The sequence below is a fragment of the Ancalomicrobiaceae bacterium S20 genome (assembly GCA_040269895.1).
Taxonomy (GTDB): Bacteria; Pseudomonadota; Alphaproteobacteria; order Rhizobiales; family Ancalomicrobiaceae; genus Methyloraptor; species Methyloraptor flagellatus.
Genome location: CP158568.1, coordinates 1684471 through 1704799, shown reverse-complemented (window position 1 = coordinate 1704799; position 20329 = coordinate 1684471). Strand labels below are relative to the sequence as shown.

Sequence of the window (20329 nt, the reverse complement as noted above, 5' to 3'; positions counted from 1 at the left end):
CGCTGGATCGGAACGCCGCGTTCGATATTTCGACATGGCAAGGATCGTCCGCCCGGTCGCATGGATGACGCACATCCTCGGGAGTGCCGTCCATGTCGAACCACGCCGCCCCATCGTCCGCCCCGCCGGTCGGCCTGACCGGCCGCGTCACGCCGGCCCTTGCCCGCTTGGCCGTGCTCGGCCCGGCCCTCGTCGCCGCCGCCGGGCTGACCGCCGCGGCCTTCGGACTTCACGCCGTGTCGCTGTTCGGCGCGGTGTCGCCGCTGATTCTGGCCATTGCCATCGGCATGCTCGCCAATTTTGTCGCCGGCGGCCGGATCACGACCTTCGCCGGGCCGGGTCTGTCCGACATCGCGCGCTTCGCCTTGCGTTTCGGCGTCGTGCTGCTCGGATTCCAGATCACGCCGCAAAAGCTCGCCGGCCTTGGCTGGATCGGCTTTGCGATCGCCGCCGCGACGCTGGTCGCGACCTTCACCTTCACGAGCCTCGTCGGCCGCTGGATGGGGATCCGCCGCGAACTCGGCGATCTGGTTGCCGCCGGAACCTCGATCTGCGGCGCTTCGGCGATCGCCGCGATGACCTCGGTCAGCCGGAGCCGCCGCGAGGACGTCGCCTATGCGATCGCCTGCGTGACCGTGTTCGGCAGCGTCTCGATGATCCTGTTTCCGCTGCTCGGCGACCTTTTCGGCCTGACCGCGCGCGCCTATGGCATCTGGACCGGCGCGGCGATCCACGAGGTGGCGCAGGTGGTCGCGGCCGGCTTCCAGCGCGGCACCGAGGCCGGCACGATCGCGACCATCGCCAAGCTCGATCGGGTCGTGCTGCTCGCACCGATGGTCCTGCTCGTCGGCCGACTGCGCCGCGCGGAGGCGGGCGAGGCGGCGGCGAAGGTGCCGTTCCCTCTGTTCGTGCTCGGCTTCGCGGCGCTGGCCTTCGCCGGGAGCGTGATCGACATCCCGCCCGTGGTGGTCTCGATCGCAGGCGTGGTCGCCACCGTGCTGCTGACCGGGGCGCTCGGCGCGCTCGGCCTCGCGATCCGCCCCGCCGACCTTGCGCGCGAAGGATGGCGGCCCCTCGCGCTGGCGGCCTTGTCCTGGACCTTCGTGACGGTGTTCTCTTATCTGATGGTGGCAGTCTTCGTCGCAGGCGGTGCATGACGCTGGAACAGTTGCGGATCTTCATCGCCGTCGCGGAAGCGGAACATCTGACCCGCGCCGCGGCGGTGCTGCGTCTGACCCCGTCCGCCGTCAGTTCCGCGATCCGCGCGCTCGAGACCCGGCATGACGTCCGCCTGTTCGACCGGCCGGCCGGCCGGATCGTGCTGACCGATCTCGGCCGCGCCTTCCTGGACGACGCTCGCGCCGTGCTGGCCGAGGCGCGCCGGGCCGAACTCAGGCTCGCCGAACTCGCCGGCCGCATTGCCGGCGCATTGCGCATCGAGGCGAGCCAGACGATTTCGGCCTATTGGCTGCCGGCGCGAATCGTCGCCTTCCGTACCGCCCACCCGGATGTCGCGGTCGAGCTCGCGATCGGCAACACCGAGGCGGTCGCGCGCGCGGTCGCGGAGGGCACGGCCGATCTCGGCTTCGTCGAGGGCGAGGTGCGCGGCGAGGGGCTTTCGGTACGCACCGTCGCGCGCGACCGGCTGATGATCGTCGGCTCGGCCGCGCGGCACACGGGCCCGGAGGCGCCGCTCGCGCTGGAAGCGCTCGTCGGACGCACTTGGGTGCTGCGCGAGCGCGGTTCGGGCACCCGCTCGGAATTCGAGGCCGCGATCCGCCGCGGCGGCGACCCGAAGGCGCTCGACGTCGCGCTCGAGCTGCCGTCCAACGAGGCGGTCATGGCGGCGGTCGCCGCCGGCGCGGGCGTGACCGCCGTCTCGGCGCTCGCCGCCGCCGGCGCCATCGCCAGCGGTCGCCTCGTCGCGCTCGACAGTTTCTTCGCCGAACGCCCGTTCCAGATGCTCCGCAACGCCGACCGCACCCCGACAGGCGCCGCGACCGCCTTCATGGCGCTGGTCGACCGCTATCGCAGCGAGGCGGAGCGGCTGGCGGATGCGGACACGTGAAAGCCTTGTGCGTCAGCGTTTGACCGGTCGCACCAGTCTGACCGACAACGGAAAGGCCGGCGAGCGGACGTCGGCGATGCCGGTCGCGAAATTGAAGATGTAGGCCATCTCCGGGATGATGTCGTAGTGGGTCGTGCTCCAGAAGACCCAGTCGTCCTCGGAATCGTCGGCCGTCGGGCGCACGTCCGGGAACACGTCGAGATTGATCGCCGGACCGGTGCAGGCACTCTCCAGGATCGAATCCATCTCCTGCGCCGAGGGCAGACGCCAGCCGTCGCCGGCCGCTTCGGCCGCGGCCAGGGCCTCGTTCAGGGTGAAGCCCTTGCGCGTGCCGGTGCAGGCGCCGTCGCTCCAGGTGAGACCGTGGGCGCACCGCTGCCATTCGAGCCCGGTCTGGCTGTCGATGGCGGTCGCCCCCTTGATCTCGAAGTTCTTGGTCGGCGTATCGAGCGGTCGGGCCGGATCGCATTGCTGCCCGGCCGCACGCGCCGGCGACGCGGCCGAAAGGGCGAGCGCCAAAACGGTGCCGACGATCGAACCGCCGCGCGTGACGGTCCGGAGGGGCCGGAAACGATGGATCAAGGGCCTCATCCGACAATCACATGCGGCACGAAGCGGCTGGTGTTCTTGGTGATCGGCGTCGCGTCCTCGCGGATGCCGATGCCGCAGGCCTCGTCGCCGACAATCCAGCTTCCGATCGTGGCGAAATTGCCGTCGAAGTTCGGGATCGGCGCCAGCGCCTGGCGGATGAAGCCTTCCGCGCCATAGGTGCCGCCCTCGCGATCGACGATGCGGCTGCCGTCGTAGAGGGTGACATTGGCGCCCTCGCGCGAGTGGAGCGGCTTGCGCGCATAGGACCGCCCGAGTTCGCCCGCGCGCGGATCGTCCTCGAAAAAGGCCGGCAGCAGGTTCGGGTGGCCGGGCTCCATGTCCCAGAGCATCGGCAGGATGCCCTTGTTCGACAGGATCGCCTTCCACGCCGGCTCGATGAAGCCGACATGCCGCATCGGCTCGGCCTGGCCGAAACTGTCCGCGAACACCCATTCCCAGGGATAGAGCTTGAACAGCAGGTCGATCTGCCGGCGCTCGTCGTCGACGAAGCGCGGGATGAACGGCGCCGCGCCGGTTTCGAGACCGATCGCGCCGAGCGCCACGAAATGCGTCGCCATGCCGGCCTGCCGGGCGCAATCGGCGAGATAGTCGACCAGCAGCCGGTCCTCGTCGCTGTCGGCCATCGCGGTCAGGTGCAGGAACCGCCCGCCCGCGATGGCCGCGAAGCGCGCGACCAGCTTTTCGTGGATGGAATTGAACTGGTCCGTGCCGGGCGCCAACTGCCCGGCGGCGAGCAGATCCTCCTTCCAGAACCACTGGAACACCGCCGCCTCGTAGAGCGCGGTCGGCGTATCGGCATTGTATTCGAGCAGTTTCGCCGGCCCCTGGCCGTCATAGGCGAGATCGAAGCGGCCGTAGAGGCTCGGATCGGTGCGGCTCCAGCTCTCGCGGACCAGATCCCAGGCATGCTCGGGCACGCCGAGCCGGGCGAGGCGGCGCTCGTCGCGCACCACCAGCGACACGAGCGCGAGCGCCATCTCGGCGAGCTCGGCGCTCGGGGCTTCCAGATCCTGTTCGATCTGGTCCAGCGTGAAGGCGTAGTAGGCGCTCTCGTCCCAGTACGGCGCGCCGTCGATGGTGATAAGCCCGAAGCCGAGTTCGGCGGCGCGCACATCGAGGTTGGCACGCGGCCGCGAGCGGATGCGCTTCATGAGCCCCCCGACATGTGGAAGGAACCGGTCGAGCCGAAGCCCCCGGTCGAGACGTGCGTCGTGCTGGTCCCGCTCTTCGATACGGTGCCGGCGGGCGCGCGCGTGCCGCCTGACGATAGGCTCGAGGAGGGAGCGGTCGACGCGGAGCCGGATGACGACCCCGACCATCCGGACCCCGACGACCACGACCACCAGCGCCGGCTGCTCGACGAGCCGCTGCCGCGATGGCCGGCCCGGTCCTTCTCGCAGGCTTCGACGCGCTGGAGCTGTTCCGGCGACAGCGGGATGCTTCGCTGCAGCATCTCCGGACTGATGCCGCGGCAGGCGTCGCGGCCGCGCATGATCTCGCTCATCGCGCCGGCACCGACGACCGACAGCCCGGCCGCGAGCAAGGTAATCTGGGTCGAACTCTTCATTCCGACGCGACCCTCCCTGGTCGACGCGCCGATCCGGCAACGATCATGCACCGATACCGGCCCCGTCCACGCCCACTTGCCTTTCGTCGTCTCTGTCGAGCCGCCGGGGGGGAGGCCGCGCCGCGCCGCGAGACGAAAACCCCGGCCGAGTCGGAGACTGGGCCGGGGTCCGTTTCACTGTGATGTCACCTTCAGATCATCCCGCGTGGGAGACCGGGCGGCATCGGTCGCCGGGATCAGAGGAAGCCCTTGCGCGCCCACCAGCCGGACCGCTTCGGCTTCGTCGGATCCGCCTCCGTGGAGGTCAACTCCGGCTTCGCCGGCGCGGCCTCTTCGGGTTCGGCTTCGGACGCAACCTCGGCCTCGACGTTGACCGGAGCCTCGCTCGCCGGCGCAGCCTCGACGACCGTCGCTTCGATCGCCGGGGCAGGGGCCTCGACCACAGGCTCGACCGCCGGCACCGGCACCACCGGCTCGGCCTCGGCCTGCACGCCTTCGGCGGCGGCCGCTTCCGCGGCGGCCCCGGCCTTGGTCTTGCGAGGCGCGCGCGGCTTGGCCGGCGCCCGCTTGCGCGGCTTCTTCTGCGCCTCGACCTCGGCGACCAGCGTCTCGCGGTCGATCACGACCACGTCCGGGATCTCCTCGGCTGCGGGCGCTTCGACGGTCGGCGCCTCGACGGCGGGCGCCGGCACGGCCTCGACCGCGTCACCGCGGATCTCGCCCGCATCCGACTCGTCGCCATCGGCGTCGCTGTCGTCGCCCTCGTCCTCGGAACCGGCTTCAAAACCGCCCTCGGCACCATTCTCGCCGCCTTCGCGACGGTTGCGACGGCCGCCGCGACGGCCGCGCCGGCGCTTCTTGCGCGGCTGGTCGCCGTTGCCGCCCTCGGCGTCACCGCCGTTCGACTCGGTCTCGGCGCCTTCGGTCTCCATGCCCTCGGCGGCGAGATCCTCGTTCTCCTCGAACTCGGCGTCGCCCTCCTCGGCCTGATCGTCGACGAATTCGCCGCGATCGGCACGCGGCTGGCCGCCCACCGGACGATCACCCTCGCCATTGCGGCCCCGGCCGCGCCGACGCCGGCGCCGACGCCGGCGGCCGCCTTCGTCACCTTCGCCGCGTTCGCCCTGCGGACGTTCGCCCTGGGCCCGTTCGCCCGAGGCGCGCTCGCCCTGGCCACGCTCACCCTGGCCGCGTTCGCCGCGCGGACGCTCGTCGCGACGCGACGGCTCGCGGCTCTCGCCGGCCTCCTCGTCCTCTTCGATCTCGTCCTCTTCGACCTCGTCGACCAGATCCTCGACCTCGTCGTCGATCGCGACCGACTGCGGCGTGACCATCTGCTGGACCGGGATGGCCCGCGGCGTGACCGGTTCGCCCTTCTCGACCGTGAACAGGTGGCCGTTGGAGGCGGCATGATCATCGGCGAGGATCGTGATCTCCAGGCCGAACCGGCGCTCGAGATCGAACAGATGCGCGCGCTTCTGGTTCAGGATGTAGAGCGCGACCGCCGAACGGGTGCGCACGATCAGGTCGTGCGTGACGTGGCGGATCAGGCTCTCCTCCAGGCTGCGCAGCACATGCAGCGCGACCGACTCGGTCGAGCGCACCATGCCGGTGCCCGCGCAGTGCGGGCAGATCACCATCGAGCTCTCGAGCACGCCGGTGCGGATGCGCTGGCGCGACATCTCCATCAGGCCGAAGTGCGAGATCCGGCCGACCTGGATGCGCGCGCGATCGTTCTTGAGGCAATCCTTGAGCTTGCGCTCGACGGAACGGTTGTTCCGCTTCTCCTCCATGTCGATGAAGTCGATCACGATCAGGCCGGCGAGGTCGCGCAGCCTGAGCTGGCGCGACACCTCTTCCGCCGCTTCCAGATTGGTCTGGAGCGCGGTGTCCTCGATGTTGTGTTCGCGGGTCGACTTGCCGGAGTTGACGTCGATCGAGACCAGCGCCTCGGTCTGGTTGATCACGATGTAGCCGCCGGAGCGCAGCGTGACCTGCGGCGAGAACATCGCGTCGAGCTGGCTCTCCACCGAGAAGCGGGTGAAGATCGGCGTCGGCTCCTTGTAGTGCTGGACGTTCTTGGCATGGCTCGGCATGAGCATGCGCATGAAGTCCTTGGCCTCGCGATAGCCGTCGTCGCCCGAGACCAGGATTTCGTCGATGTCCTTGTTGTAGAGGTCGCGGATCGAGCGCTTGATCAGCGAACCCTCTTCATAGACCAGCTTCGGCGCGGAGGACTTGAGCGTGAGCTCACGCACGTTCTCCCACAGGCGCAGCAGGTACTCGAAGTCACGCTTGATCTCGGCCTTGGTGCGCGCCGCGCCGGCGGTGCGCACGATCACGCCCATGCCCTCGGGCACTTCGAGATCGGTCGCGATCGCCTTCAGACGCTTGCGGTCGGTCGGCGAGGTGATCTTGCGGGAGATGCCGCCACCGCGTGCGGTGTTCGGCATCAGCACCGAATAGCGGCCGGCGAGCGACAGATAGGTCGTGAGCGCCGCACCCTTGTTGCCGCGCTCTTCTTTGACGACCTGCACCAGCAGGATCTGCCGGCGCTTGATCACTTCCTGGATCTTGTACTGGCGACGGCTGGAGCGCGGGTTGGACCGGCGCTCGGGCAGCTCTTCCAGCGCGTCTTCCGCACCGGTCACCTCGACCTGGTCCTCGGCGTCCTCGTCGGACACCTCGTCGCCGTTCTCGGACGCCGCCGCGGCGCGCGCCGGCCGGCGACGGCCCTCGTCACGATCGGCCTCGGCCTGAATGCGCGCTTCCTCTTCGAGCAGCGCCTGCCGGTCGGCCATCGGGATCTGATAGTAGTCCGGATGGATTTCGGAGAAGGCGAGGAAGCCGTGCCGGTTGCCGCCGTAGTCGACGAACGCCGCCTGCAGCGACGGTTCGACCCGGGTCACCTTCGCGAGATAGATGTTCCCGCGCAGTTGCTTCTTGGAGGCCGCCTCGAAGTCGAATTCCTCGACGCGGCTGCCACGGACCACCACCACCCGGGTCTCCTCCGGATGGGTGGCGTCGATGAGCATCTTGTTGGCCATGGATGCAAAGCTCCACGGCCCGCGTCCGCGATCCGCCGTCCCCTCGGGGACGGAACCGTCGCGCGCAGGCCGCATGGTTCGAAAGTTGGGAGAGATGGGGTCGCCGTCGGGGCAGCGGTCAGTGAACGGCGACGCAACGAAGAACCGGGGGTCACTTCACCCCGATCGTTCGCCACGACAGTGCCATTCGTATCGACCATGGCCGTTGACACGACCCTTGTTTCTTGGACGGGCCGGCGTCCCTTGTGGGAACCGGCCCGAAGTACTTCGCGAAGCGGGCCTGCGAAACGCGTCACGCCCACATGTCGGATCGATGTCCACGCCGACCGGAAAACCCCGGTTTGCGGCATCGAGAACGCCCTCCGAAGCGATCCGGCGGTGAGCCGGAGCTCCGGGCGCGATGGCCGCGGACGTGGGACCCGGAGGACTGCGTCGACGATCCCTTGATCGGCGGATCGGAGTGCCGGGGCGCATCACGCCCTCGACCCTCTTGATGCCATGGGGCCCGCGATCGTATGCACGAGGCGGACCGGGATCGGAACGTACCGGATCCGAACGTCGTGAGGGCGGCTGAGTGGCCCGGAACGGACTCGGACTGAGGACGAATTCCTTGTCCGCATCTTTAAGGCCCGGGACCAGACTTTGCAAGTCTTGCCCGAACGATGACTTCTCGCGACCGCGTCGAGAGCCGCGATCGTAAAGCCACGGTTAACCGCCCTCTGGCCATGTACTGGACGGGGGCGCGGTCGAGATGACCGAAATAAGCGGGACCGATCGACGACCATGAGAGCAGGGCGATTCGGTTTGGGCGGTGGCGGTGTCGCGCGCGTGTTGATCGCGAGCGCGGCGCTGATCTGCACGCAACCTGCGCTGATCGGCGCCGAAACGACGTCGAAGGCGACGGCCGTGGCCGCGCCGGCGACCTCGGTCGTGCCCAAGATCGCGCGGTCTCCCAAGGCCGGCGTCCCGGTCGCGCGCGACGTCCGCCTGTTCGAGGCGGGCGGCGAAACCCGCTTCGAGATCCGCATAGACCGCCCGGTCGCGGTCGACGCCTTCGTGCTGACCGCCCCGAACCGCGTGGTCATCGATCTCCCCGAGGTCCGCTTCGACCTCGGCACCGATCCGACGCGGCTGAAGGCAGGGTCGATCACCGGCTGGCGCTACGGCCTGTTCGCGACCGGCCGCTCGCGGCTCGTCTTCGATCTTTCGGGCCCCGTCCGGCTGGAGCGCCTCGATGTCAGCGTCGGCGACGACGGCGCGGCGCTGCTCGTCGTCGGCTTTGCGCCTGCGACCCGCCAGGAGGCGACCGCCGAACAGGGGCGCATGCGCGCCTGGCGCCCCGAAGGCGACGCGGGCCTCGCGGAGGAAACCGCGACCGCCGTGGCGCTGCCGCAGACCGACAAACCGCGGCGCGCCAAGCCGTTGATCGTGCTCGACCCCGGTCACGGCGGCCTCGATGCCGGCACGGTCAGCCCGGCGACCGGCACGCCCGAGAAGGTCGTGGTGCTCGAAATCGCCCAGCGGCTGAAGAAGAAGATCGAGGCCTCCGGCCGCTACGAGGTGCTGCTCACCCGCACCGACGATCGCTTCGTGCCGCTCGGCGATCGGGTGAAATTCGCCCGTTCGCACCACGCCGACCTGCTGCTCTCGATCCACTGCGACGCGGAGTATGACCACTCGGTGCGCGGCACGACGGTCTATACACTGGCCGAAAAGGCCTCCGACGCCCAGGCCGCGGCGCTCGCGGCCAAGGAGAACCAGTCCGACCAGATCGCGGGCATCCTGCCGGAGGAGGCCGGCGAGGAGGTCGCCGACATCCTGATCGACCTCACCATGCGCGAGACCAAGCAGTTCAGCCACGATTTCGCGACCGCGCTGCTCGATCGCATGAAGACGGTCGGCCGGCTGGTGAAGGGCAATCCGCACCGTTATGGCAACCTGCGCGTCCTGAAGGCGCACGACGTGCCCTCGGCGCTGGTCGAAATCGGCTTCCTGTCGAACAAGGAGGACGAGGCCCTGATGCGCTCGCCCGAATGGCAGGAGAAGTCGACCGCCGCGATCCTCGACTCGATCGACGGCTTCTTCGCCAAGCATGTGGCGCGCGCGCCGAACTGACGTCGTCCGGACGCGGCTCGAAAACAGCGGTGGACGGCCGGTTTCCGTGGGCGCCCCAGCTTCGCCATAAACTTGAAAAAGAAAGGCTCAGCGCCTAAACACCGCCGATGCGGCGGTGGCGCGTCCGGCATGGCCGGACCGCGGGCATTGTCGCGCGTGCGGCGCCCCGATCCTTGCAGGCCCGACCGACTGCGGTCCGGCCCCGATTGCGATCAACGAGAGGAAGAACGGACGGCATGTTCCTGTTCCGGTTCATCGGCTACCTGTTCGGCCTCGGGGTCGTCGTCGTCCTGGGCGCTGCCGGCGCGACTTGGCTCGCCTATGAGCATTATGCCGCCGATCTGCCCGATCTCGCCGCGCTGAAGCGCTACGAGCCGCCGGTGATGAGCCGCGTCCACGCCGCCGACGGTTCGCTCGTCGCCGAATACGCGACCGAGCGGCGCCTGTTCCTGCCGAGCCAGGCGATCCCGGCGCTGCTCAAGGAAGCCTTCATCTCGGCCGAGGACAAGAATTTCTACCAGCACGTCGGCCTCGATCCCGAAGGTCTCGCCCGCGCGGTCTATTCGCTCGCCGCCGACCGCCTGTCGGGCGGCAGCCGCAAGGCGCAGGGCGCCTCGACGATCACCCAGCAGGTCGCCAAGAACTTCTTCCTGACCAACGAGGTCTCGATCGAGCGCAAGATGAAGGAGGCGGTTCTCGCCATCCGCATCGAGCAGGCCTATTCGAAGGACCAGATCCTCGAACTCTACCTGAACCAGATCTATCTCGGCTTCTCGGCCTACGGCGTCGCCGCCGCCTCGCTGCTCTATTTCGACAAGTCGGTCCATGAACTGACGATCGCCGAGTGCGCCTACCTCGCCGCGCTGCCGAAGGCGCCGTCGAACTATCATCCGATCCGCAACCGCGAGCGCGCGATCGGCCGCCGCAACGACATCATCGATTTGATGGCGCGCAACGGCTACATCACCGCCGCCGACGCCGAAAAGGCCAAGAAGGAGCCGCTGGTCGTCACCCAGCGCCCGACCGGCCCGCACATCTTCGCCGCCGACTATTTCGCCGAGGAAGTGCGCCGCGAGCTGATCGAGCGTTATGGCGAGAAGGGCCTCTACCAGGGCGGCCTGTCGGTCCGCACCTCGCTCGACCCGCGCCTGCAGCTGATCGCCCGCAAGACCCTGAACAAGGGCCTGATGGAATACGACACCACCATCGCCGGCTGGCGCGGTCCGGTCGCCAAGCTCGACCTCGCCGGCGACTGGGGTCCGAAACTCGCCGAGGTGAAGGCGCTCGGCGACGTGCCGGAGTGGCGCCTTGCGGTCGTGCTGTCGGTCAGCGAACAGGAGGCGCAGATCGGTCTGCAGCCCGGCCGCGACGCCGTCGGCGCGATCAGCCTCAATCGCGAGCGTGGTGTCGTCACGCTCGAATATGCCAAATGGGCGAACAAGTGGGCCGAGGGCGCCAAGCGCTCGGCGATCGGCCGCGGCCTCGCCGGCATCGTGCAGGCCGGCGATGTGGTCTATGTCGAGAAGCTGGCCGGCCCCGCCAACAGCACCGCGCACGGCAATCCGGACCGGCAGATCTACCGTTTGCGTCAGGTGCCCGAGGTCGGCGGCGCGATGGTCGTCATGGATCCGCACACGGGTCGCGTGCTGGCGGTCTCGGGCGGCTTCTCCTTCGCGGCATCCGAGTTCAACCGCGCCACGCAGGCGTGGCGCCAGCCGGGCTCGTCGTTCAAGCCCTTCGTCTATTCGGCCGCGCTCGACAACGGCTACACGCCGTCGTCCGTGGTGCTCGACGGTCCGATCGAGATCCAGCCGGGTCCGGGCCAGCCGATCTGGCGGCCGGAGAACTATTCCCAGAAGTTCTACGGCCCCTCGACGCTGCGCATCGGCATCGAGCAGTCGCGCAACACGATGACGGTGCGTCTGGCCAAGGACATGGGCATGCCGCTCGTGGTCGAATACGCCAAGCGCTTCGGCATCTACGACGACCTCGCACCCTATCTGCCGATGTCGCTCGGCGCCGGCGAGACCACCGTGCTGCGTCTGACCGCGGCGTACGCGACCATCGCCAACGGCGGCCGCAAGGTGAAGGCGAGCTTCATCGACCGTATCCAGGACCGCTACGGCCACACCGTGTTCCGCCACGATCAGCGCATCTGCGACACCTGCGACGCCAACAGCTGGGCGAACCAGGAGGAGCCGAAGCTGGTCGACGACCGCGAGCAGGTGCTCGACCCGATGACGGCCTACCAGATCACCTACATCATGGAAGGCGTCATCCAGCGCGGCACCGCGACGGCGCTCGCCGACCTGAAGCGCCCGATCGCGGGCAAGACCGGCACGACCAACGACGAGAAGGACGCCTGGTTCGTCGGCTTCACGCCGGACCTCGTGGTCGGCACCTACATCGGCTACGACACGCCGAAGCCCATGGGCTACGGCACCTCGGGCGGCCATACCGCGGCGCCGATCGTCAAGGACTTCTTCGCCGAAGCCCTGAAAGACACGCCCGCCGTGCCGTTCCGCGTACCGGCCGGCATCAAGCTGATCGCGATCAACCGCAAGTCCGGCATGCGCGCCGGCCCGGGCGATCCCGACACGATCATGGAAGCCTACAAGCCCGGCACCGGCCCGGCCGACACCTACTCGATCATCGGCTACGACCAGACCGAGTTCGGCAAGGCCCGCAAGGTCACGCCGGAGCAGGAGAAGGGCCTCGAGCCCGGCGGGTTGTACTGAGCAAGACACCAGAGCGGCGCCCGGCGGGCGCCGTTTTCGTTTTTCGCGACCTGTTCGACGGGCAGCCGATCGGCTTCAGAAGCCATGCCGGCCCGCGAATTCCGCAAGAGCGCCCTCATAGAGCGACGGCGCGGATCGCAGCAGCGAGTGCCCCTTGCCGTTCGGCGTGGGCGCCGTGAACACGAACTGCGCGCGGCCGCCGCCGGCGCGGTAGGCGCTCGCCCAGGCGCGCGGCGCCTCGGCGCCCCAGTACTCGTCGTTGGCGGCGTAGAACCAGAGACCCGGCAGCGACGACGTCGAGCGGCCGTAGAGCGCGGTCAGCAGATCTGGGCGGCAGCTCGCGCCGGGCGTCCGGTCCGGATCGCCGCCCGAGCCGCCGGCGAAGTTCACGTAGGCGACCACCCCCGGCGGATGACGCGCGGCGGCCGCGACCGTGCCGAGCCCACCGACCGATTGGCCCTCGAGCAGGATCGCCTTCGGCCGCGCCCAGGGCTGTTGCCGGACCCAGGCGACCGTCGCCTCGATCGCCAGCGCCGCATTGCCGGCCGTCCGCGCGTAGTTCGGGACGCCATTGCAGTGGCTGACGCCGTTGGCCTCGACGTCAGGCCCACCGGTCGCGCCATAGCCCGGCCGGATCGGCGCGACGACCGCCACGCCGCGGGCGGTCCAGAACGCGACATGATGCGCCGGCATCGGATGACTGAGCGCCGCGCGCGTCGCCGGATCGCCCGAACGACCATGCGAGAACACCACGACAGGGTAGGGCGGCGGCGTCGAAGGCTTGAACACCTCCGCGACCATCGTGCCGTTGCGCGACGGGATCTGCACCATCTCGGCCGCGCGGGCCGGCGTCGCGCAGGCGATTGTGAAGATCGAGAGCGCGACGGCCGACAACGCGGCAGATCGGGCGAAGCAGGCGCGGGGCAGGGCGGAACGGGGCGGCATCAGGGTCTCCGCATCGGCCCCCGAGGTCGAAGGGCCGAGCATGGCTTGTCGTAGCGAAACCATGCCCGCTCCCGCGCCCGGCGAGCAAGGCCCGGCCGGACGAGAGCCATCGCGGTCGGCCATCGCCCGGCCGGCGTTTACATCCCCGCCGGCCGTCGCTATGGTCCGCGCCTCTCGGCCGGCCGCCGCATGGCCGGAACGAATCCGTGGTCCATTCCAGGGGAACCGATCCGATGAAGGCAGAGATTTCTTCGATCGTCGAAGAGATCCAGCAGGCGCTCAGCCTGCTGAGGAGGCATCTTTGACTGGGACATCGCGCTGAAGCGGCTCGATGAGCTCAATGCCAAGTCCGAGCACCCCGACCTCTGGAACGATCCGACCGCCGCGCAGAAGATGATGCGCGAACGCGACCAGCTCGCCAAATCCGTCGACGTCGTCAAGGCGATCGAGCGCGAGCTCGACGACGCGCTGACCCTGCTCGAACTGGGCGAAATGGAGGGCGACGAGGGCTCGATCGCCGAGGCCGAGGGGCTCCTGAAGCAGCTCGGCCACGATGTCGCCAAGCGCCAGGTCGCCGCGCTCCTCTCCGGCGAGGCCGACGCCAACGACACCTACGTCGAAATCCACGCCGGCGCCGGCGGCACCGAGTCGCAGGACTGGGCCGAAATGCTCATGCGCATGTACATGCGCTGGGGCGAGGCGCACGGCTACAAGGTCGAGACGATCGAGTATCAGGGCGGCGAAGAGGCCGGCATCAAGTCGGCGACCATGCTGTTCAAGGGCCCGGCCGCTTACGGCTGGCTCAAGACCGAATCGGGCGTGCACCGCCTCGTGCGCATCTCGCCGTTCGATTCGAACGCGCGCCGGCACACGAGCTTCGCGAGCTGCTGGGTCTATCCGGTCATCGACGACTCGATCGACATCCAGATCAACGAGTCCGACGTCCGCGTCGACACGTTCCGCTCGTCCGGCGCCGGCGGCCAGCACGTCAACACGACCGACTCGGCCGTGCGCCTGACCCATATCCCGACCGGCATCGCGGTCGCCTGCCAGCAGGAACGCTCGCAGCACAAGAACCGCGCCACCGCCTGGGACATGCTGCGCGCCCGTCTCTACGAGATCGAGCTGAAGAAGCGCGAGGAGAAGGCCAACGCCGAGGCCGCGTCGAAGACCGACATCGGCTGGGGCCACCAGATCCGTTCCTACGTGCTGCAGCCCTACCAGATGGTCAAGGACCTGCGCACCGGCGTGCAGACCACCGATCCGGACCGCGTGCTGAACGGCGACCTCGACGCCTTCATGGAAGCGGCGCTGGCGCAGCGCGTGAAGGGCGGTTCGGTCGACGTGCACGACACCGATATCGACTGATCCACGATCGGACGCTGCCGGAAATAATCGAGGGCGCCGATCGCGAGATCCGGCGCCCTTTGTCTTTATCAGCGCGCGAACACGGCGCGCAGCCGCCTGCCGGCTTCGAGCCAGGGTTCGGGATCGAGCGGTTCGCCGTTGACGCGGGTCTCGTAGTGCAGATGCGGACCGGTCGAGCGGCCGGTCGAGCCGGCGTAGCCGATGATGTCGCCGGTCGCGACCTTCTGGCCGTCGGCGACCGCCACCCGCGACAGATGCCCGAAGCGCGTCGAGACGCCGTTGCCGTGGTCGATCTCGACCATGATGCCGTAGCCACCCTGCCGGCCGGCGTCGGTGACCGTGCCGGCGGCGGTTGCATGCACGGGCTCGCCTTCCGGCGCGCGCAGATCGAGGCCGGTGTGAAGCGCCATCGTGCCGAGGAACGGATCCGGCCGCGTGCCGAACGGCGAGGTGATCGGCGGATCGCCGTCGACCGGCTTGCCGAGCGGCAGGCTGCGCGCCGCCCGGGTCGCCCGATCGAAGCGCTTCGAGCTGATCGGCGGCGCGGTCGGCCGCCACCGACGGATCGGCCGGCACGAACGGCCCGCCGACGTCCTCGGCGAGCGGCTTCGGCCGCGGCTGGCCGGCTTTCGGGTCCGGAATGCGGAAACCGAGCCGGCCGACGATGCCTTCGATGCGCCCCGCGTCCGTCTCGGCCGCGCGCGCGATCGCCTCGGACGCCTGCATCTGCGCGCCGGCGATCAAATCGAGCTGGTGTTCGACCGCGGCAATTCGCGCCGCCGGATCGCGCACCGGGTTCGCGGCATGCGCGGTGCCGATCAGCGACGGTAGCCAGGAACTCCGAAGCGGCGCGCGGAAACCGTCGATATCGAGCGGCGCGGGCGCCGCAGGGGCGAGGGCTGCGCCCGGCGATCCCGCGCCCGGCGCGCCCGTCTGCGTCGTGCCCATCTCCGTCGCGCCGCCGAGGGCCGGCAGCCGCGGGAGCCCGGCCGCGCCGGCCTTGGCCGCCGCCGGAGCGACAAGCGATGCCGATGCCGGCGTCGCGAGCTTCAGGCCCTGTTGCCGGGCCCGATCGATGATGGCCGCGATGTCGACCTGGCTCTTCGACAGCTGTGTCTGGCGGGCGAGCAGCGTGTCGATCTTGGCCTCGAAGGCTTCTTGATCGATCAGCTGGCGCGCGTTGATCCGGTCGATCTCGGCGCGGAGCGTGGAGACCCGGTCCTCGTAGGCGCGCGCCTGATTGACCTGTCGCTGGATCATGCCGGTCATCAGGTCGTCGCGGAAAAAGGCATAGGCCGTGGCGCCGACGTAGACGACGGTGAAGATCGTCACCGCAACGACGCCGCCGACGATCATCGTCGTGTCGATCTCGAAAGTCCGGACCGTGTCGCCGGCCGCGATCGTGATGCGCGGCGGATCCGAGCGCTTGCCGAAGCTGCGGATGCGCTTCTCGGTCTCTTCCCTGTCGGTGCCGTCCCCGGTGCCGTTCATGTCGCGCCCACGCCGTACTGCCTGAGGGCGGGGGTTGCCCGCCGCCGGCTCGACCACCGGCGACTGGGAGTATCGATTTGTTATGGTTAACATCGCCTTGCGCGATGGAGGCGCAACGGCCGGCGCGAGGGGATCGCGCGCGGCCGTGGGAGCCTCTCTCAGAGCGCCTTGGCGGCGGCGAGTACGGCCTCGGCGTGGCCGTCGACCTTGACCTTGGGCCAGGCGGCGGCGATGCGGCCATCGGCGCCGATCAGGAAGGTCGCGCGTTCGACGCCCATGTAGGTGCGGCCGTACATGCTCTTCTCGACCCAGACGCCGAACGCCTCCATGAGCTGGTGTTCGGGGTCCGAGGCGAGGGTCACGCTCAGCTCGTGCTTGACCCGAAATTTCTCATGCGACTTGGTATTGTCCGGAGAAATTCCGATGACCGTGACGCCCGCATTCGCGAATTCGGAGGCGAGGCAAGAGAAACCGATCGCCTCCTTGGTGCAGCCGGGCGTGTCATCCTTCGGATAGAAATAGATGACGTAGGGTTTTCCCACGAAATCCTGGCGTCGTACGCGGCCGTTGGCAGTTTCGAGGTCGAAATCCGGGGCCGAATCGCCGATACCGAGAGCCATATGCCTTCCTTTCGTCGCCTTTGGGTGGTGAGGACAGGTCACTATGGCATACGCGGCAGACGCTGCGGCGGATCGTTTGGATCGGCGACGGTCGATCCGGGTCTGCCATGCATCTGCCCGTTCGCAGACCGGCCTCAGGCGGCGGCTGCGACCGACCGTACCAACCGGCGCCGTGGGGGGGCCGGCCGGAGATGATCGGCACGGAATGAGAGCCAAGATCGAACGATACGGTCCGGGACTGCGTCGTCATACGCTGAGGGCCTGCCGCCTCGCGGCTGTCGGGCTCGGCGTGATCGTCCTTCTGGCCGGGCTCTGCCTCGTCGGCGCGCTCGCATGGTTCATGCGCGGTCCGGTCGAGCTCGCGGCCGCCGCGCGCTCCGCCGAGACGGTGCTCGCGGCAACGATCGGCGACGGCGCCAAGGCCAAGGTCGACGCGGCGCGGCTGAGCTGGAGCCTCTCCGACGGGTTGGCGGTCGAACTGCGCGACATCACCGTCGCCGACGGCAGCGGCGCCGTCGCGGCGGCGATCCCGCAAGCACGCATCACCCTGAATATGCTGCCGATCCTGGTCGGATCGGTGAAGCCGAGCGGGTTCGAGATCGCCTCGCCGCGCCTCTCGATCGATCTGTCACGCCTGCTCGGCGACGACAACGCGGCCCCGGCTTCCGCGGGCCCGGCGGCGACTGCTGGCCAGGCGGCGACTGGCGCATCGTCCGCCCAGACGCAGCCCGGCGCGCGCACGGCGGCGACCGCAGGCGCTGCCGGCAAACGGCCGCTGCCGGATTCGATCGCGATTCTCGAGGGCTTCGCCAAGGCGATCCACCGCGGCGTCGAGGCCTCGCGCAGCGAGGGCCTGCGCTCCACGACGGTCACGCAAGGCACGATCGAGATCACCCGCACCGATGCGCTCGGCCGGCCGCGCAAGGTGGTCGTCCCCGAGATCGAGATCTCGGGCCTGATCGACGGGCCGGGCGGCGCCTTCGACATGGGCTTTTCCGCGCGCGGCGAAGTCGGGCGCTGGACCATGCGCCTGCGCGAACTCGCGCGTGCCGATGGCACCGGCCGCGATTTCGTCTTCGAGGGCGCCGACGTGACCCATCGCGACCTGTTCGGCCCGCCGGTCGACCAGTTCGATCCGCGCCTGCCTGGCAACCCGACGATCCGCGTCGGCCTCGGCGCCGACGACGCCGTCGATCGGGTCAAGGTCGAGACGCGGTTCGGCGCCGGCCTATTCCGGTTCGGCAAGGATGCGAGCGACGAGGTGTTCATCGACGCCGCGCAGTCCGCGCTCACCTGGAACCGGACCGACGGCGCCTTTTCGCTCGACCGGATCACCATCGATTCGGGCGAGACCCACATGGCGCTGCACGGCCGCGTGGTACCGGGCGCCGGAGCCGACGATCCCTGGACCGTGTCGATCGTCGCCGATCCCGGGCGCATCAAGGCGCGCGACGTCGAGGGCGAGCCACTCGCAGTCGAGGGCGGCACCATCGAAGGCACCTGGGATCCGGTCCGCAAGGTGCTCGATCTGCCCAAGGGCGAGATCCACTATGCCGGCGGCGCCTTCGGCATCACATCTCGCCTCGATCTGACCGGGCCGAAGCCCCGGTTTCTGGCCAACATCGCCTTCTCGCCGCTCGACGTCGAGCAGGCCAAGCGCTGGTGGCCGACCTTCACCGCGCCCGAGGCGCGCGAGTGGTTCCTGAAGGAAATGAACCAGGGCCGCTTCATCGACGCGGTCATGAAGCTCGATATCCCGTTCACCGACGATCCGCCGCACTGGCCGGCGAAGGCGATCGACGTGCGCGCGCGCATCGAGCAGGGCTCCGCCGGCTCGTTCGGCAACCTGCCGCCGGTCACCGGCGCCGAGGGGCGGGTGACGCTCGCCGACAAGAAGCTCGAGGTCGTGATCGACCGCGCGCAGATCGCCACCAAGGCGCCGAAGCGGCCGTCGGTCGACATGCTGCGCTTCACGATGCCGGACGTGTTCCAGAAGCCGCCGCGCGCTGCCGTCAAGTTGCAGGTTTCCGGCGATGTCGCATCGATCGGCGAGGTGCTGAACGCCGAACCGCTCGCGGTTCTCGACGAGGCCGGCATCAAGCCCGAGACGCTGTCGGGCGCGGCGGCGATCACGGCCAACATCGACATCCTGTTCGAGGATCCGATCAAGCCGAGCTCGGTCACCTTCCGCATGGATGCGACCGTCGACAAGTTCTCGAGCACAGCCCCGGTCGGTGGCCGGCGCATTCAGGACGGCAAGCTCAAGATCGTCGCCGACCAGAACGGCACCGCGATCACCGGCAAGGCCTCGATCGACGGCGTGCCGGCCGATCTCAACATGTACACCGCACGCGGCTCGGGCCAGGGCGACCGCCGCGATCTGAAGATCGTGCTCGACGACGCGGCCCGCCAGCGCATGGGCCTCGACCTCGCCGACATGATGTCCGGCCCGGTCACGCTCGCGATCAGTCAGCCGACTGACAAGACCCGCCACATCGAGGCCGATCTGGCACAGGCACGCCTGACGCTCGGCCAGTTCGGCTGGTCGAAAGGCCCGGGGGTACCGGCCAAGGCGGTGATGGACCTCGTCGAGGACGACAAGGGCACGCGGATCGACAACCTGTCGATCGAGTCGGAGAACTTCGCGGTCAAGGGCTCGGCCGTCGTCGACAAGGACAAGCACCTGGCGCAGGTCGATATCGCCAGGCTCCAGCTCCGCAAGGGCGACGACGCCAAGCTGAAGCTCGTCCGCGCCCCGGATCAGTCGATGAATGCCAGTTTCGAGGCCGGCACCTTCGATATCCGCGGCCTGATCCTGTCGGCGCGGCAGTCGTCGTCGGCATCCGACAACGACCCGAAGACGCGCTCGGCCGATCTGAACATCAAGGCTAGGGTCGCCAAGCTGGTTGGCTTCAACGATGTCGTGCTGAGTGACGTCGCTATTGACGCGCAGGTCAAGGCCGGCACGATCGCGCGCCTGCAGATGACTGGCCGCGTGTCTGGCGGCCGGTCGGTCGACATCCGCATCCAGCCCGACGGCGCGCGCCGGATCATGGTGCTGCAGACCGACGATGCCGGCTCGGTTCTGAGCTTCCTCGACGTTTTCGATCGCATCCGTGGCGGTTCGCTGGCCGTGCAGGCGGCGATGCCGGCGGTCGGCAGCGCCGACGGCCAGATCCGGTTGACCGATTTCCGGCTGCTCGAACAACCGAAATCTGGCCGCGGCGCCGGCATCGAGCGCCTCGCCGACGGCACCGAGCAGATCTACGTCCGCCGCGCGCCGATCCCGCCCGGCACCGACTTCGACCGCGCGACCGCGCATTTCGCGCTCCGGCGCGGCGTCGTGACGGTCACCGACGGCATCATCAAGGGCCAGCAGACCGGCGCGACCGTGAACGGCCAGCTCGATCTCAACAATCAGCGCGCCGGTCTCGCCGGCACCTACATCCCGCTCTACGGGCTCAACAATCTGGTCGGCCGCATCCCGCTGATCGGCGAGATCGCCGGCGCCGGGCGCAACGAGGGGCTGGTCGGCGTGACGTTCCGGATCGTCGGTCCGCTCGACGATCCCGTGCTCCAGATCAACCCGATCTCCGCGATTGCGCCGGGCATCTTCCGCCGCATCTTCGAGTTCCGCTCCGACGAGCGGCGCAGCCCGACGCCCCCGGCCCCGGTGGGCGAGGCAGGGCCGACACGGATCTTGCCGAACTGATCGGAACGAAGGTTAGGGAAGGGCGAGGCGGCGCCGGCGGGCGGTC

At 69.1% G+C, this 20329-nt stretch carries 14 protein-coding genes and 1 pseudogene; 8 read left to right on the top strand and 7 right to left on the bottom strand.

Annotation, left to right across the window (positions count from 1 at the left end):
- Nucleotides 1-92: 92 nt before the first annotated feature.
- Together ABS361_07925 and ABS361_07920 are read left to right on the top strand one after the other, a co-directional pair.
- On the top strand, nucleotides 93-1157 hold the full coding sequence (locus tag ABS361_07925; GenBank protein XBY46145.1) for a putative sulfate exporter family transporter: 1065 nt from the start codon (nucleotides 93-95) through the stop codon (nucleotides 1155-1157).
- Entirely contained in the window at nucleotides 1154-2068 is a 915-nt protein-coding gene (locus ABS361_07920; protein ID XBY46144.1) for a LysR substrate-binding domain-containing protein, read from the top strand. The genes ABS361_07925 and ABS361_07920 overlap by 4 nt, the downstream gene beginning before the upstream one ends.
- A gap of 12 nt (nucleotides 2069-2080) precedes the next feature.
- Here ABS361_07920 and ABS361_07915 read toward each other — a convergent pair whose 3' ends face one another.
- From ABS361_07915 to ABS361_07900, 4 genes are all read right to left on the bottom strand, one after another.
- Nucleotides 2081-2650 (bottom strand): DUF1566 domain-containing protein, encoded by a 570-nt coding sequence (locus ABS361_07915; GenBank protein ID XBY46143.1) that lies wholly within the window; start codon nucleotides 2648-2650, stop codon nucleotides 2081-2083.
- 5 nt (nucleotides 2651-2655) lie between these two features.
- The gene (locus ABS361_07910) at nucleotides 2656-3831 is read right to left on the bottom strand and encodes a glutathionylspermidine synthase family protein (protein XBY46142.1); all 1176 of its coding nucleotides are present in this window, start codon (nucleotides 3829-3831) and stop codon (nucleotides 2656-2658) included.
- Nucleotides 3828-4247: a hypothetical protein gene (locus tag ABS361_07905; protein XBY46141.1), complete on the bottom strand. Its 420-nt coding sequence runs from the start codon at nucleotides 4245-4247 to the stop codon at nucleotides 3828-3830. Before ABS361_07905 ends, ABS361_07910 begins: the two co-directional genes overlap by 4 nt.
- 236 nt (nucleotides 4248-4483) lie before the next feature.
- Entirely contained in the window at nucleotides 4484-7294 is a 2811-nt protein-coding gene (locus ABS361_07900) for an Rne/Rng family ribonuclease (protein XBY46140.1), read from the bottom strand.
- 828 nt (nucleotides 7295-8122) lie between these two features.
- On the opposite strand from ABS361_07900, the gene ABS361_07895 reads away from it, so the two are divergent.
- Nucleotides 8123-9409 carry an N-acetylmuramoyl-L-alanine amidase gene (locus ABS361_07895; GenBank protein ID XBY46139.1) on the top strand — a complete coding sequence of 429 codons (1287 nt, stop codon included), beginning with the start codon at nucleotides 8123-8125 and terminating at the stop codon, nucleotides 9407-9409.
- A gap of 236 nt (nucleotides 9410-9645) precedes the next feature.
- Nucleotides 9646-12147 (top strand): penicillin-binding protein 1A, encoded by a 2502-nt coding sequence (locus ABS361_07890; protein ID XBY46138.1) that lies wholly within the window; start codon nucleotides 9646-9648, stop codon nucleotides 12145-12147.
- Between the two features lie 75 nt (nucleotides 12148-12222).
- On the opposite strand, the gene ABS361_07885 is transcribed toward ABS361_07890, so the two are convergent.
- A complete protein-coding gene (locus tag ABS361_07885; protein ID XBY46137.1) occupies nucleotides 12223-13092 on the bottom strand; it encodes a hypothetical protein in 870 nt (289 codons plus the stop codon).
- A 233-nt stretch (nucleotides 13093-13325) separates the two neighbouring features.
- On the opposite strand from ABS361_07885, the gene prfB reads away from it, so the two are divergent.
- Nucleotides 13326-14460 (top strand): peptide chain release factor 2 gene (prfB, locus tag ABS361_07880; protein XBY46136.1). Its coding sequence is split into 2 segments (ribosomal slippage): nucleotides 13326-13394 and nucleotides 13396-14460, totalling 1134 coding nucleotides; the frame shifts between segments, so codons are not numbered across the junction.
- A gap of 68 nt (nucleotides 14461-14528) precedes the next feature.
- On the opposite strand, the pseudogene ABS361_07875 reads toward prfB, so the two are convergent.
- A pseudogene (locus tag ABS361_07875) lies at nucleotides 14529-14954 on the bottom strand (M23 family metallopeptidase).
- Here ABS361_07875 and ABS361_07870 point away from each other — a divergent pair.
- Entirely contained in the window at nucleotides 14872-15291 is a 420-nt protein-coding gene (locus ABS361_07870; GenBank protein XBY46135.1) for a hypothetical protein, read from the top strand. The pseudogene ABS361_07875 and the gene ABS361_07870 overlap by 83 nt on opposite strands.
- A 228-nt stretch (nucleotides 15292-15519) precedes the next feature.
- Nucleotides 15520-16041, top strand: coding sequence for a hypothetical protein (locus ABS361_07865; protein XBY46134.1), 522 nt, complete (start codon nucleotides 15520-15522; stop codon nucleotides 16039-16041).
- Between the two features lie 68 nt (nucleotides 16042-16109).
- Here ABS361_07865 and ABS361_07860 read toward each other — a convergent pair whose 3' ends face one another.
- Entirely contained in the window at nucleotides 16110-16571 is a 462-nt protein-coding gene (locus ABS361_07860) for a peroxiredoxin (GenBank protein ID XBY46133.1), read from the bottom strand.
- A gap of 43 nt (nucleotides 16572-16614) precedes the next feature.
- Here ABS361_07860 and ABS361_07855 point away from each other — a divergent pair, with 43 nt between their 5' ends.
- On the top strand, nucleotides 16615-20283 hold the full coding sequence (locus ABS361_07855; GenBank protein XBY46132.1) for a DUF3971 domain-containing protein: 3669 nt from the start codon (nucleotides 16615-16617) through the stop codon (nucleotides 20281-20283).
- Nucleotides 20284-20329 lie beyond the last annotated feature (46 nt).

What these genes read in the sequence shown, in the direction of transcription:
- ABS361_07925 (XBY46145.1), top strand. Translation starts at nt 93, where the DNA reads ATGTCGAACCACGCCGCCCCATCGTCCGCCCCGCCGGTCGGCCTGACC.
- ABS361_07920 (XBY46144.1), top strand. Translation starts at nt 1,154, where the DNA reads ATGACGCTGGAACAGTTGCGGATCTTCATCGCCGTCGCGGAAGCGGAA.
- ABS361_07910 (XBY46142.1), bottom strand. Translation starts at nt 3,831, where the DNA reads ATGAAGCGCATCCGCTCGCGGCCGCGTGCCAACCTCGATGTGCGCGCC.
- ABS361_07905 (XBY46141.1), bottom strand. Translation starts at nt 4,247, where the DNA reads ATGAAGAGTTCGACCCAGATTACCTTGCTCGCGGCCGGGCTGTCGGTC.
- ABS361_07900 (XBY46140.1), bottom strand. Translation starts at nt 7,294, where the DNA reads ATGGCCAACAAGATGCTCATCGACGCCACCCATCCGGAGGAGACCCGG.
- ABS361_07890 (XBY46138.1), top strand. Translation starts at nt 9,646, where the DNA reads ATGTTCCTGTTCCGGTTCATCGGCTACCTGTTCGGCCTCGGGGTCGTC.
- ABS361_07885 (XBY46137.1), bottom strand. Translation starts at nt 13,092, where the DNA reads ATGCCGCCCCGTTCCGCCCTGCCCCGCGCCTGCTTCGCCCGATCTGCC.
- ABS361_07860 (XBY46133.1), bottom strand. Translation starts at nt 16,571, where the DNA reads ATGGCTCTCGGTATCGGCGATTCGGCCCCGGATTTCGACCTCGAAACT.
- ABS361_07855 (XBY46132.1), top strand. Translation starts at nt 16,615, where the DNA reads ATGGCATACGCGGCAGACGCTGCGGCGGATCGTTTGGATCGGCGACGG.